At 56.1% G+C, this 14,087-nt stretch carries 13 protein-coding genes; 6 read left to right on the top strand and 7 right to left on the bottom strand.

What is annotated here, in order from left to right; translation table 11 throughout:
- Positions 1 to 171: 171 nt before the first annotated feature.
- Positions 172 to 816 carry a metallophosphoesterase gene (locus FND52_RS18755; protein WP_144132596.1) on the top strand — a complete coding sequence of 215 codons (645 nt, stop codon included), beginning with the start codon at positions 172 to 174 and terminating at the stop codon, positions 814 to 816.
- On the opposite strand, the gene FND52_RS18750 is transcribed toward FND52_RS18755, so the two are convergent.
- From FND52_RS18750 to yebS, 5 genes are all read right to left on the bottom strand, one after another.
- On the bottom strand, positions 817 to 1,008 hold the full coding sequence (locus FND52_RS18750) for a YdfD/YebW family protein (RefSeq protein ID WP_125291931.1): 192 nt from the start codon (positions 1,006 to 1,008) through the stop codon (positions 817 to 819).
- 107 nt (positions 1,009 to 1,115) lie between these two features.
- On the bottom strand, positions 1,116 to 1,355 hold the full coding sequence (locus FND52_RS18745) for a YebV family protein (RefSeq protein ID WP_125291932.1): 240 nt from the start codon (positions 1,353 to 1,355) through the stop codon (positions 1,116 to 1,118).
- A gap of 114 nt (positions 1,356 to 1,469) precedes the next feature.
- On the bottom strand, positions 1,470 to 2,906 hold the full coding sequence (gene rsmF / locus FND52_RS18740) for a 16S rRNA (cytosine(1407)-C(5))-methyltransferase RsmF (protein WP_144132594.1): 1,437 nt from the start codon (positions 2,904 to 2,906) through the stop codon (positions 1,470 to 1,472).
- Positions 2,907 to 2,983: 77 nt separating this feature from the next.
- Entirely contained in the window at positions 2,984 to 5,617 is a 2,634-nt protein-coding gene (locus FND52_RS18735; protein WP_144132592.1) for a PqiB family protein, read from the bottom strand.
- Positions 5,586 to 6,869: a membrane integrity lipid transport subunit YebS gene (gene yebS, locus FND52_RS18730; protein WP_144132590.1), complete on the bottom strand. Its 1,284-nt coding sequence runs from the start codon at positions 6,867 to 6,869 to the stop codon at positions 5,586 to 5,588. Before yebS ends, FND52_RS18735 begins: the two co-directional genes overlap by 32 nt.
- Positions 6,870 to 6,996: 127 nt before the next feature.
- On the opposite strand from yebS, the gene FND52_RS18725 reads away from it, so the two are divergent.
- From FND52_RS18725 to htpX, 4 genes are all read left to right on the top strand, one after another.
- A complete protein-coding gene (locus tag FND52_RS18725) occupies positions 6,997 to 7,494 on the top strand; it encodes a GAF domain-containing protein (RefSeq protein ID WP_125291936.1) in 498 nt (165 codons plus the stop codon).
- Positions 7,495 to 7,591: 97 nt separating this feature from the next.
- Positions 7,592 to 8,278, top strand: a complete 687-nt coding sequence (gene proQ / locus FND52_RS18720) for an RNA chaperone ProQ (RefSeq protein ID WP_125291937.1) — start codon at positions 7,592 to 7,594, stop codon at positions 8,276 to 8,278.
- A gap of 19 nt (positions 8,279 to 8,297) precedes the next feature.
- Positions 8,298 to 10,343, top strand: a complete 2,046-nt coding sequence (prc, locus tag FND52_RS18715) for a carboxy terminal-processing peptidase (RefSeq protein ID WP_125291938.1) — start codon at positions 8,298 to 8,300, stop codon at positions 10,341 to 10,343.
- Positions 10,344 to 10,534: 191 nt separating this feature from the next.
- Positions 10,535 to 11,416 carry a protease HtpX gene (gene htpX / locus FND52_RS18710; protein WP_125291939.1) on the top strand — a complete coding sequence of 294 codons (882 nt, stop codon included), beginning with the start codon at positions 10,535 to 10,537 and terminating at the stop codon, positions 11,414 to 11,416.
- Positions 11,417 to 11,456: 40 nt separating this feature from the next.
- Here htpX and FND52_RS18705 read toward each other — a convergent pair whose 3' ends face one another.
- Positions 11,457 to 12,827: an MFS transporter gene (locus tag FND52_RS18705; RefSeq protein WP_144132588.1), complete on the bottom strand. Its 1,371-nt coding sequence runs from the start codon at positions 12,825 to 12,827 to the stop codon at positions 11,457 to 11,459.
- Positions 12,828 to 13,023: 196 nt separating this feature from the next.
- Between FND52_RS18705 and kdgR the strand changes: the two genes are divergently transcribed.
- Positions 13,024 to 13,815, top strand: coding sequence for a DNA-binding transcriptional regulator KdgR (gene kdgR / locus FND52_RS18700; RefSeq protein ID WP_125291941.1), 792 nt, complete (start codon positions 13,024 to 13,026; stop codon positions 13,813 to 13,815).
- A gap of 30 nt (positions 13,816 to 13,845) precedes the next feature.
- On the opposite strand, the gene FND52_RS18695 is transcribed toward kdgR, so the two are convergent.
- Positions 13,846 to 14,082, bottom strand: coding sequence for a YobH family protein (locus FND52_RS18695; RefSeq protein ID WP_125291942.1), 237 nt, complete (start codon positions 14,080 to 14,082; stop codon positions 13,846 to 13,848).
- Positions 14,083 to 14,087 lie beyond the last annotated feature (5 nt).

The raw sequence follows: 14,087 nt of genomic DNA, 5'->3' as shown, positions 1-14,087 counted from the left end.
TGCAGGCTTTTTTATGCCTGTGCGTTTTTAATTACCCGATGATTTCTAATAAATTCCTGTAACCGTCAAAAACGCTTAGAAAAGTATATTTTTGCCGCTCCCTCTCCTCGCCCGTCACCGCAGTAATAATGTGTGCCGCACACTATACTTTAGCTGTTCACAGGAGGAGAAATGTATCAACGAATCGACGCCAGCGAATGGCGGGCCATCTACATCGTAGGCGATTTACACGGCTGCCTGCGACAGTTTGCCCAGGCTTTACGTGAGGCGCATTTCGACCCGTGGCAGGATTTGGTCATCAGCGTAGGCGATCTTATCGACCGCGGGGATAACAGTCCCGGCTGCCTGGCGTTAACCGAGCGGCGCTGGTTCCGCTGCGTGTTGGGCAACCATGAGGCCATGGCGCTGGACGCGCTGGAATCAGGAGATTACGCATTGTGGTATCTCAACGGCGGCAGCTGGTTCACCACGCTTAATAGCGCGGTGCGCAAGCGCGTCGAAGGGCAACTGCTGCATCTGCGCGATTTCCCGCTGATTATTGAGTTGCAACGCGCGGAACAGCGCATCGTGGTCGCCCACGCGGACTACCCGGGCGATCATTATGCCTGGCAGCAGCCGGTGAAGCGCACGCCGGTGCTCTGGAGCCGCGATCGGCTATCGCGTTGTATCAAAGGACGTGATGAGTCTATCAGCGGGGCGGATGCGTTTTACTTCGGGCATACGCCGTTAAATGACTGCCTCGATTGCGGGAACTTGCACTATATCGATACCGGTGCCGTTTTCGGCAACCGGTTGACCTTACTGCGGGTCCAGTAGCTAAAAATCGCTGTACTCCTGAGCCGGGGTCCAGAAGCCATCGATAAAATCCTCCACCGGGAAACAGCCGCCGTGCCGCAGCCGTTGTTCATCCATCGCGCGCATACATTGTTGTTCAGTATTAAAAACGTCAATGACGATATCGTTACAGCCACCGTCCAGATAACAAATAAACAAAACCAGTGCGAACATCGCATCCCCAATGTTAGAAGGTTTAGAGTAATTGTAGGGGACAGGGCGCGAAGGGCAAACCAAACGGGGAAGAATAACCCGTCTCAGGCGACGGGCTCATGTCGGGATCAGGCAAAACGCATCACCCAGGCATCAGAATTTTCGTCATAGTGTTTACGATAAAGGACAGAGTGTTCGCCGTTAAGTACTGCCGGAATACTGGTTTCCGCATCCCACGCATCAAGCTGCATGCACAGATCCGGGTCAGATTTACACGGAATTGTTAAGGTACGTTCACCCGGTTGCTCGCCGCTCAGCTCCGCATCATCGATCTCAAAGGTGCCGATTTTAACGCTGGTCTTAGTCATAGTGCTCTCCATCATCATTACAGTGCAGGTGGTACGACCAGTAAAGTCGCCATTTTTTAGCCTGGACAAGGAACAGCAAAAGCGCAAGTTTATCGCGATTATTTTTTGGGCGAATTAAATTTCATCGGCAAACAGTTTGCCATCGCGCACCAGTTCGCGCGGATAGCTGTTCTTTAAGCGTGAGCCGATTTTTTTCGCCAGACCCAGCGGTTGATCCTGATACGTCACAATTACTTCATTCGCCTGCGGCGCGGTTTGCGGATAGACATCCCGGCCGCGATACCACTCCTGGGCTTGCTGGGCGGTCAATGCGAATCCGTGAGTATCAACGTCGCCCAGGGCGATTACCGCCTCGTGCTGCCAGCGGAAGCCTTTGTTGAAGGTTTCCGCCAGTTTCAGGCCAATGCGTGAGAATCGTACCTGGCCAATCAGCGCCTCGATTTCTGCCGGGAACAGCCAGATCTCTTTATCGCGCAGCCATAAGTGTAGATGCTCATCCCAGCTAAGCCCAACGCTTGCGGCGGCGCGCACGACTTCCTGCGCCTCTTTGGGTTTCATCGGCGTGAAGGGGAATTTACCGGTTTTATAGCCCGGCGCGTCGAGGGCCGGGACGGCGGCGGTTTTGCGCAGGCGCGCCACAAAGAAGCCTTCGCAATCGAAAATCTGCGGGAACACATGCAGGAAACCTTCTTCAGTTAGCGCCTGCTGTGCGCCGTTGAACAGATCGCCCAGCGGCTCTACGCAAACCGCATCAGGGTAGCGCGCCAGCAGCCACTGGCACACCTGCTCGTTCTCTTCACGGTTGAGGGTGCAGGTGGAGTAAACCAGCGTGCCGCCGGGACGCAGGGCGTGAAACGCGCTGTCAATCAGCTCGCGCTGGGTGGCGGCGATCTCCAGGTTGCTGGCGACGGACCAGTTGCGCAGAGCGTCAGGATCTTTGCGCACTACGCCTTCGCCGGAGCAGGGAGCGTCGAGCAGGATGGCGTCAAAGCATTCCGGCAACGCTGCGCCAAACACCCGGCCATCGAAGTGGGTCAGCGCCACGTTCTGAATGCCGCAGCGGCTGATATTCGCTGCCAGGACTTTTACCCGGCTGGCGGCATACTCATTGGCGAGGATCGCGCCCTGATTCGCCATCCGTGCCGCAATTTGGGTGGTTTTAGAGCCTGGCGCGGCGGCGACGTCCATCACCCGGGTTATCTCAGCGTCATCCGCGAACAGCGCGGCCACCGGCAGCATCGAGCTGGCTTCCTGGATGTAAAACAGGCCGCCAAGATGTTCGGCGGTACTGCCCAGCGGCAGCGCTTCTTCATCGCGCTCGATCCAGAAGCCTTCCTCACACCAGGGGATCGGGCTGAGCTGCCAGCCGTACGGCGCAACTAACGCCAAAAAATCGCTGACGCTGATTTTCAGGGTATTGATTCGGATACTGCGGCGCAGCGGGCGCTGGCAGGACGCGATAAAGCTCTCCATGGACAGCGCGGCGGGCATGGCATCACGCATCACGGAAAGGAATTCATCGGGAAGATAAACGGAACGGATTTGCGCCACAGCCTGGCCCCACGGGTAAAATTAAGGGCGCGCAGTATAGCATAACTGCCCCGGCATCGCACCGGGGCAGGGGGAGATTAACGCGGCAGGGCGGTGCCCCACTGACGCCACTCTTTCGGCTCGCTGTCCTGTAGCAGGAAGTGTTTCCCTGCCTGGGCTTTCGGCGAAAGCGGCGTGCTCGGCGGCGTGGCAAAGGCGATACCGCCGCGGATAAACTGGTTGAAGGTCCCGGTTTTCACGACGCCGCCGATAATGCCGAAGTCGAGACTGTAGCCGGAGGCCTGCCAGAATACCGAGTTATTGCGCACCAGGTGCTGATAGCGCTGGCTGATGCGTAAGCCCACCATCACGCGATCGGACAGATTACCCAGCACCATACCGGTGACAATACCCACTTCCATTCCGCGGAACAGCACCGGCGTACCGATGGCCAGCGACCCGGCGTCCGGCACTTCCAGCACGATGCTCAGACCGTCAAGGTAGCGAGAATCGGTGATGGTCGCTTCCTGTAGCTCAAAGTCACGGCGCGGATTGCCTTTACCCGGCTCCACGTTGATATAGGGTTGCAGAATGGTATCCAGATGCTCCACCCCGGCGGCGGATATTTGCGGGGTGATCACCGAGAAGCGGGTGCCGTTGCGGGCAAACGTCTTCACGTATTCCGGATACAGCACCGCAGTGGCCTGCACTTCGTTGCGTTCAGTGATCAGCTTCAGGGATTGTATCTGGCCAATATCAATCCCGAGGTAGCGGATCGGCATCCCTTCCGACAGTTTGCCGGCGTCAAACGCGTGCAGGGTCACCTGGCTGCCCACGGCGCGGGCCGCGGTTTCCGACTGGAACAGCACGCGCTTGTCGCCTTTTTGCATATTGGCCGACGCGCCGCTCATGTTATCGAAGCTGATTGCGCCTTTTAACGCCCGCGACAGCGGCGAGGCCTGAACGGTAAGCCCGCTGCCGTTCAGCTGCACTTTCGCGCCGCCTTCGGCCCAGAACACGCTGTTTTTGGTCACCAGATTTTGATACTGCGGCTTGATGTGAACGTCGATGTCGAACGCGTTGGCGCGCGGGCGCACCGAGATCACTTCGCCTACCTGGAATTTGCGATAAAGCACCACCGAACCGGCCTGAATATCCGGCAGGCTGTCGGCGCTGAGCGTCATAGTGGTGGTCGGCAAGTCGCTCAGGCTGTTTTCCACCGCTTTTTCCAGATTGGCAAACAGCGGATAGCTCTCTTTCAGCTCGCCTTTACTGCCCGGCAGCACGCGGATACCGCCGCTGATCCACTCACCGGCGCTGGCACCGAGAAACTCCACCCCATCCAGCCCGACTTTCACATCGATGCGGCTGTTAACCACGAATTTACTGTCGCCCTTCACCAGCTCGCGATATTGCGGGTCGATGGCGACCGCAAAGTTGATGCCTTTTGCGGTTAAGCTGCGTTCCAGCACCTGGCCGATTTTAATGCCGTGCAGGATCACCGGCTGCCCGGCGTCGATGCCGTAACTTTCCGGCGCGGTGAGCGCCACCGTGACCACGCCCGGCTGCTGCAACGGCGTTTTATCCCCCGGCAGGATCACAAAGTGGTTACGCGGTTTACCTTCTCCGGGCACCAGTTCAAAGGTGCTGCCGGTCAGCAGGCTACTGATGCTGGGGTTATCGAGGGAGATTTTCGGGTTGCGCAGCTCAATGCGCGTGCCTTCACGCAGTAAATTCACCACGCCCGGGTCGACGGTCATTTCCCCGGTGACGGCACCGCCGGGGTTGAGATCGAGTTTGGTCAGCGTCCCGACTTCCAGGCCCTGGTACATCAGTTTGGTGGAGTCGGCCTTTAAGCCTTCTCCGCTCGGCAAATCCAGTTTGACCAGTACGCCGCGCTGGCTGTGGGCCAGATCTTCATACAGTCCGTATTCGTCCTCCTGCTCCGCCTCTTTGGAACCCTCCGGCGAGTCAAAGGCGATCGCCCCGTTGACCAGCGCCGCCAGGCTTTCCAGCTGGACCTGCGCACCGCTCAGGCTGATATCGGTTTTCACGCCGGAGACGTTCCAGAAGCGGCTGCCTTTTTTCACCAGATGGGTGAAGCGCCGCTCGACCAGCACATCAATCGTGACGCCCTGAGAGTTGTTGTTGATGGTGTAGTCATACACCTTACCCACCGGAATTTTACGGAAGTAGACCAGCGAGCCGGTATTGAGCGAGCCGAGATCCGGGGCTTTCAGGTGGATCATCAAATCGCCGTTATCCAGCCGATATTTGGGCTGGGTGTCGAGGGCGGTGAAATGATCTTGCGGCTCGCCTTTGCCTGGCATCATGCCGATATAGTTGCCGCCCACCAACGCATCCAGCCCGGAAATCCCGGCCAGCGAGGCTTTCGGCGTCACCAGCCAGAACTGGGTATCGGTGCGCAGCGCGTCTTTCAGATCGCTTTTGATGCTCACCGTCACGGCGATTTTGTTCAGGTCTTCGCTCAGGCGAATATCCTGAACCGTACCGACTTCCACGCCCTGATAGCGCACGGGCGTGCGGCCTGCAACGATGCCGTCGGCAGACACGAAATCGATAGTCACTGTGGTGCCTCGTTCCTGGTACGTGGTCCAGATAAGCCATCCGGCGATCATCAGGGCGATGATCGGCAGTAACCAGAACGGGGAAATGCGGCGTTTCGTTTTAATTCGCGCTTCAGTCGTCGAAGCGGGCGTTTCCTGACTCATGTGCGTCCCAAAGTAAGCGGCTGTCCAGCCATTCAACAGCAAGAATAGTCAATATTACCGCTGCGCCGAAATAAAACGCGGCAGGTCCCATAGTAAAAGCTAAAAGCTGATCGCGGTTCACCAGCGACATGGTTAACGCAATCACAAATAAATCCAGCATTGACCAGCGGCCAATCCAGGTAACGAAGCGCAGCAGCAGAATACGGGTGCGCAGCCCTTGCTCGCATTTGAAATGGATGCTGATCAGCAGCGTCAGCATCACCAGCACTTTTACGAACGGCACCGCGATACTGGCGATAAACACGATGGCGGCCACCGCGATATTGCTGCTCGCCAGCGAGGCGATCCCCGACAGGATGGTGTCCTCCTGACGACCGCCGTTGACATATATAATAGATATCGGCAGCAAATTCGCCGGGAGCAGGAAGACCATTGCTGCTATCAGCGCTGCCCAGGTTTTTTGCAGACTATGGCGACGGCGCTCGCGCAGCGGAATATGGCAACGCTGACAGCGGCCGCGCTCATCCGCTTCGCCGGTAAAATGACAGCCGAGACAGACGCGCAGCGTGGCTTTGGGCGTGCGCGGCGGGCGCGTCGGATAGAATCGCTCCCACAGTTGCTCTACGTTAAGGTGGATGATCGTCAGAATGCTCAGCAGCATCAGCAGGAAAAACGCCACCAGCCCGATGCCGGGCTGCATATAAGCGTAATCGCTGACTTTAATCGACGCCACGCCAATGCCCACCAGGTAGATGTCCAGCATCACCCACTCTTTCAGCCTCTCCAGCATCAGCAGGACCGGGCGTAAATTCATGCCGAGAATATTGCCAAACCATAAATAGGCGATGGCGGCCACCAGCGTGCCGGGGGCACCCACGGTGCAGAAGAACACCATCGCCGCGGTAATCGGGTCGCCCTGGCTGGCCATCTGCCAGATCCCCTGTAACAGACTGGCGTCGATGCGGGTACCGAGCAGAATAATACGCAGCAGCGGTTCGCTATAGGCGAAGGGCATCAGCACGATCATGGTGATCGCCATCGCGCCCAGACGCGTGAGCGACCAGTCGCGGCCATCGCGTAGTTTTGCATCGCAGCGCGGGCAGTAAGCGCTTTGTGTGGACTTCACAACCGGCAACATAAAAAGCGTGTCGCACTGCGGACATCGCTGATAATGTGCCTGCGGCAAAGGCTCCCCCATCGCATGAATCGTGAGCTTTGCGTTGTTTAATGCCGTTTTAGGTTTCAGGGCCATTTAATGGTCAGAGTTATATTTAGATATCTTTATATTAAATCATGAAATGATTCATCTTGAGCATAAGCGCATTTAATGCTTATTTTAACAGGCAGGTTATTGTATTTATCAGCTAAGTGATTATTAAATGAACAAAACACAATTCTACGCGGACCTTAACCGTGATTTTCAGGCTCTCATGACAGGGGAAACCAGTGCGTTGGCGACGCTTTCCAATACCAGCGCGTTGCTGTTCGAACGGTTAGACGGCGTAAACTGGGCGGGATTTTATCTGCTGGAAGGCGACACGCTGGTGCTCGGGCCGTTCCAGGGGAAAATCGCCTGCGTGCGCATCCCCGTGGGTAGAGGCGTCTGCGGCACGGCGGTCGCCACCAACAGCGTTCAGCGCGTGGAAGACGTTCATGCCTTTGACGGCCACATCGCCTGCGATTCCGCGAGTAATGCGGAAATCGTATTGCCAATCACCGTTAATCAACAAATCATAGGCGTGCTGGACATCGACAGCACCGTGTTTGGCCGCTTCCAGGCTGAAGACGAGCAGGGTTTGCGTGAGCTGGTGGAGCGCCTTGAGACGGTGCTCGCCGGGACGGATTACACAAAATTATTTGCGACTCGTGCAGGATAAGCAACGGATAACGTGGCAATTGCTGATGGCGTCATTATAATGACGCCTGTTCATGCCTGCGCCACGTTGGCAACGTCCGTTGTAATCAGGAAATTTCATGGAAAATCAACCTAAGTTGAACAGCAGTAAAGAAGTTATCGCCTTTCTGGCCGAACGTTTTCCCCAGTGCTTTAGCGCTGAAGGCGAAGCGCGTCCGCTGAAAATCGGCATTTTTCAGGATTTGGTCGCGCGCGTAGAAGGGGAGATGAATCTCAGCAAAACCCAACTGCGTTCAGCCCTGCGTCTTTACACCTCAAGCTGGCGTTACCTGTACGGCATCAAGCTTGGCGCGACCCGCGTCGATCTGGATGGCAATCCGTGCGGCGAGCTTGACGAACAGCACGTCGAACATGCGCGCAAACAGCTTGAAGAAGCCAAAGCGCGCGTCCAGGCACAGCGTGCCGAGCAGCAGGCCAAAAAACGCGAAGCGGCGATTGCCGCCGGCGAGCAGCCTGAAGCCCCGCGCCGTGAGCGCAAACCGCGCCCGGCCCCGCGTCGCGCTGAAAATGCAGAGCGCAAACCGCGTCCGGCAAAACCGGCCGCTAAAGCGCCTCAGGCCGTTCGTGAAGAGCGTCATACTCCGGTTTCAGACATTACCGCCCTGTCCGTAGGCCAGGCGATTAAAGTCAAAGCGGGGAATAATGCGATGGATGCCACTGTACAAGAAATCACCAAAGATGGCGTCCGTGTACAGTTGACTTCTGGTATGTCGATGCTTGTACGCGCAGAACATTTATTGTTCTGATACGGAGGCCAACCCGGGCATGAACACATTTCTTAAGCTTACCGCTGCGGGCCTGTTATTGTTAGCAGGCCATGCGGTGGCTGTTGAAGACATCACCAAAGCGTCGCAAATTCCGGTGTTGAAGGAAGAGACGCAGCACGCGACGGTGAGCGAGCGCGTCACCTCGCGCTTCACCCGTTCCCATTATCGTCAGTTCGATCTGGACGGCGCATTTTCCGCCAAAATCTTTGACCGCTATTTGAATTTGCTGGATTACAGCCATAACGTGCTGCTGGCCAGCGACGTCGAAGAGTATGCGAAGCAGAAAAATGTGCTGGGCGATGAGCTGCGCACCGGCAAGCTCACGGTCTTTTACGATCTGTATAATCTGGCGCAAAAACGCCGCTTCGAGCGCTTTCAGTACGCACTGAAAGTGCTTGAGCGTCCGATGGATTTTACCGGCAACGACACTTATGAGCTGGATCGCAGCAAAGCGCCGTGGCCGAAAACCGAAGCGGAGCTCGACAGGTTATGGGACAGCAAAGTCAAATATGACGAGCTGAGCCTGAAACTGACCGGTAAAACGGACAAAGAGATCCGCGAAACCCTGACCAAACGCTATAAATTCGCGATTCGTCGCCTGGCGCAAACCAACAGCGAAGACGTCTTTTCGCTGGCGATGACCGCCTTTGCGCACGAAATCGATCCGCATACTAACTATCTTTCTCCGCGCAATACCGAGCAGTTCAATACCGAAATGAGCCTGTCTCTGGAAGGGATTGGCGCGGTGCTGCAAATGGACGACGACTACACCGTGATTAACTCCATGGTGGCAGGCGGCCCGGCAGCGAAAAGCAAAGCCATTACCGTGGGCGACCGCATTGTCGGCGTCGGCCAAACCGGGCAGGCGATGCAGGACGTGATCGGCTGGCGTCTTGATGACGTCGTGGCGCTGATCAAAGGCCCGAAAGGCAGCAAGGTGCGGCTGGAGATTTTACCTGCGGGTAAAGGCACCAAAACCCGCACCGTGACGCTGACCCGCGAACGCATTCGCCTGGAAGATCGCGCGGTGAAAATGACCGTGAAAACCGTCGGCAAGCAGAAAGTCGGCGTGCTGGATATTCCGGGTTTCTACGTGGGCTTAACGGATGACGTGAAGGTCCAGCTGCAGAAGCTTGAGAAACAGAACGTCAGCGCGGTGATTATCGATCTGCGCACAAACGGCGGCGGGGCGCTGACTGAAGCAGTTTCGCTCTCCGGTCTGTTTATCCCGAGCGGCCCGGTGGTGCAGGTGCGCGATAACAACGGCAAAGTGCGCGAAGACAGCGATACCGACGGCGTGGTGTATTACAAAGGCCCGCTGGTTGTCATGGTTGACCGCTTTAGCGCCTCGGCGTCGGAAATTTTCGCCGCAGCGATGCAGGATTATGGCCGTGCGCTGATTGTCGGCGAGCCGACCTTCGGGAAAGGCACCGTCCAGCAATTCCGTTCGCTTAACCGCATTTACGATCAGATGCTGCGTCCGGAATGGCCTGCTCTCGGCTCAGTACAGTACACCATTCAGAAGTTCTACCGCGTGAATGGCGGCAGTACCCAGCGTAAGGGTGTGACCCCGGATATCATCATGCCGACCGGCAATGAAGAGACCGAAACCGGCGAGAAGTTTGAAGATAATGCGCTGCCCTGGGATAGCGTCGATGCGGCAACCTACGTTAAATCCGGTGACCTAACGCCATTTGGCCCGGAATTGCTGAAGGCGCATGATGAACGCATCGCCAAAGATCCTGAGTTCCAGTACATCATCAAGGATATTGCTCGCTACAATGCCCTGAAGGAGAAGCGTAACTTCATCTCTTTGAACCTGCTGCAGCGTGAAAAAGAGAACGACGAAGACGATGCGACTCGCCTGGCGCGGATTAACGACCGTTATAAGCGCGAAGGCAAACCGCCGCTGAAGAAACTGGACGACCTGCCGAAGGATTATCAGGAGCCGGACCCGTATCTTGATGAAACCGTCCATATCGCGCTGGACCTGGCGAAACTGGATAAAGCGAAACCCGCTGAACAGCCCGCCGCAAGTAAGTAGTCCTCTAACAGGCACAAGAAATTGTGCCTGTTTTTTTACCTGCCTCTGTTTCCCGTAAGACAAATGCGACAAAATGTAAAGTTACGTATTTTTAGTAACTTGCCCTGCATTCACGCTTGAAAACAGCACGTTTAGCCATACGATGTGAGTAATCGCATAACGCGACTGTAAAACTGAGGTAAAAGAAAATTATGATGCGTATCGCGCTTTTCCTGTTAACTAACCTGGCGGTCATGGTCGTATTTGGCCTGGTGCTCAGCCTGACAGGGATCCAGTCCAGCAGCGTTCAGGGCCTGCTGATTATGGCGCTGTTGTTTGGTTTTGGCGGGTCGTTTGTTTCCTTGTTGATGTCGAAGTGGATGGCGCTGCGTGCAGTAGGCGGGGAAGTGATTGAGCAGCCCCGTAACGCCACCGAGCGCTGGCTGATGGATACCGTCGCGCAACAGTCGCGCCAGGCGGGCATTGCAATGCCGCAGGTGGCTATCTATCACGCGCCGGACATTAACGCCTTTGCCACCGGCGCGCGCCGTGATGCTTCGCTGGTGGCGGTGAGCACCGGTCTGCTGCAAAACATGAGCCGTGACGAAGCCGAAGCGGTGATCGCCCACGAAATCAGCCACATCGCTAATGGCGATATGGTGACCATGACGCTAATACAGGGCGTAGTGAACACCTTTGTGATCTTTATTTCACGTATCATCGCGCAAATTGCGTCGGGCTTTTTGTCCGGCAACCGCGATGATGGCGAACAAAGCAACGGCAACCCACTGATCTATTTCGCGGTAGCGACCGTGCTGGAACTGGTATTTGGTATTCTGGCGAGCATTATCACCATGTGGTTCTCCCGCTACCGTGAATTCCACGCTGACGCGGGCTCCGCGAAACTGGTGGGCCGCGAGAAAATGATCGCCGCGCTGCAGCGCCTGAAAACCAGCTACGAGCCGCAGGAGGCCAGCAGCATGATGGCGTTTTGCATCAACGGGAAATCAAAATCGCTGAGCGAGCTGTTTATGACCCACCCGCCGCTGGATAAACGTATTGAAGCCCTGCGTAGCGGGCAGTATCTGAATTAATCTTTCTGAAAGTAAAAAAGCGTGCCGCGGCACGCTTTTTTTATGCGGCGGATTTACCCGTCGAGATGCGTAACATACTCACCAGCGCGGCAAGCGTCGCCAGTATTCCGGCCAGCATTAATGAGGCGTGCTCCCCGCTGCCGCTGAGGTGGGTAAACATCAGCGCCACCAGCGCCGCCCCGGTGCTCTGGCCCAGCAGACGAGCGGTGCCAAGCATTCCGCTGGCACCACCGCTGCGGTTGCGCGGCGCGGCGGAGATAATAGTGTGGTTGTTGGGCGACTGAAACAGGCCAAACCCGGCACCGCACAGCACCATGCGCCAGATGATATCCAGATCGCTCGGATTCGCCGGTAAATACGCCAGGCCAAACAGGCCCACTGCCATCACCGCCAGGCCAATACCGCCCAGCAGCCCGGCGTGAATACGCTCGACCAGATAACCGGACAGCGGCGCGACCACCATGGTTGCCAGCGGCCATGGCGTCAGCAGCAGACCGGTTTGCACTTCGCTCAGCCCGAGGGTGGTTTGCATAAAGAATGGCAGCGACACCAGCGCCAGCATCTGTGCGGTGAACGAGCAAATCGAGGTGCCAATAGAGAGTGAAAACAGCGGGATGCGCAGTAAATCCACCGGCAGCAGCGGAACCGGCAAGCGTAATTGACGACGAACAAAGGCGGTGCCAATCACCAGCAGTGCGACAAGCTGCACTGCCAGCAGCCAGTTGAAATTGCCCTGGGCGTAATTACCCAGCGCGGTAATCAGCAGGCCAAAGGTGAGGGCGTTCATCACGGCGCTCGGCAGGTCGAAACGCTGCTGAGATTTATGGGTATTAGCCGGTAAATAGCGCAGCGCCAGCACCAGCGCAATCAGGCCGAGCGGGATATTAATTAAGAACAGCCAGTGCCAGGTTGCCACGGATAAAATCGCGGCAGCAATAGTGGGCCCGGCTGCAGCAGAGGCGGCGACGATCAGCGAGTTGATCCCCATTCCCCGGCCCAGATGGCGCTGCGGGTAAATCATGCGGATCAATGCCGTGTTGACGCTCATCAGCGCCGCGCCGCCAAACCCTTGCAAGATGCGCATAACGGTGAGCATCTCCAGCGTGCGCGACAGCGCGCACAGCAGCGAGGCGAGGGTGAAAACCACCAGACCGTACTGATAAATGCGGCGGTAGCCAAACATATCGCCCAGGAAAGAGAGCGTCAAAAGCGACGTGACGATGGCGATTTGATAAGCGTTAATAATCCAGATACTGCTGGCTGGCGAAGCGTTTAACTCATGGGCAATAGTGGGCAGCGCCACGTTCGCGATTGTGCCGTCAAGCACCGCCATCATTATCCCAATGGCGATGGTCAGAATAGCGCCGTAGCGCTGGGGGATGGGTAATCCATCAGAAACCGTTTTTTCCATTAACTGTGCCGCTCAAAAAGAAAGTCAGGAGCCGTAAACCGACTACTTTAGCCTGAAAAGCGGCGTCAGGGATAATTAAGTGTTACGTCGCAGATTTATAACGCCAGCTCATAGATACATTGCGGCAGCGGGGCCAGCTCCTTATAATAAAAACCGGTTCTAATTTTTATAAAACAAATGCGATCTGAGGTGATGAATGGCAATCGCAGATTTGGATAAACAGCCTGATTCTGTTTCATCTGTGTTGAAAGTTTTCGGTATTTTACAGGCGTTGGGCGAAGAGCGTGAAATTGGCATCACCGAGTTATCCCAACGCGTAATGATGTCAAAAAGCACGGTTTACCGCTTTTTGCAGACCATGAAATCCTTAGGATATGTGGCCCAGGAAGGGGAGTCCGAAAAATATTCCCTCACGCTGAAACTGTTTGAGTTAGGCGCAAAAGCGTTGCAGAACGTCGATCTGATTCGCAGCGCGGATATCCAGATGCGTGAACTGTCTAATCTGACAAAAGAGACAATCCACCTGGGCGCGCTGGATGAAGACAGCATTGTCTACATCCACAAAATCGACTCGATGTATAACCTGCGCATGTATTCCCGCGTTGGCCGTCGCAACCCGCTTTACAGTACCGCTATTGGTAAAGTATTGCTGGCATGGCGCGACCGCGAAGAGGTGAAGCAAATTCTCTCTGAAGTGGAATATAAGCAGAGCACTCCGCGCACCGTGACCAGCACTGAAGCGCTGTTACCGGTGCTGGATATGGTACGCGAGCAGGGTTTTGGCGAAGATAACGAAGAGCAGGAAGAAGGGCTGCGCTGCATCGCAGTGCCGGTGTTCGACCGCTTTGGTTTTGTCATTGCTGGGCTGAGTATCTCTTTCCCGACGCTGCGCTTCTCTGAAGAGCGTCTGCACGAGTACGTCGCCATGCTGCACGGCGCGGCGCGGAAAATTTCCGAACAGCTGGGTTATAACGACTATCCGTTCTGATGATGAACCGCAGCCCAGGCTGCGGTTTCGTTAATTATCGATGACGGTTTCGCTTTTGCGCAGCAACGGGCACTGCGAAATCCCGACAATTCCACTTTCCGAATGAATAAACTGTGCAGTCACTATCTGCCTGGCCGTCATATATTTGCATTGCAGCCCCAGACCCGCCGCGTTGTTATGGCTGCCGATTAAAATCCCGTAGCCGCTGAACAACAGCGCCAGCCACAGGATTGCCGCCACGGCGATCAAGCGGATAATCAATCGCATACACC

Source organism: Atlantibacter subterraneus (assembly GCF_007570865.1).
Classification (GTDB): Bacteria; Pseudomonadota; Gammaproteobacteria; order Enterobacterales; family Enterobacteriaceae; genus Atlantibacter; species Atlantibacter subterraneus.
Note: the sequence above shows the minus strand (reverse complement) of the source record. Positions and strands in the feature narration are given on the sequence as shown.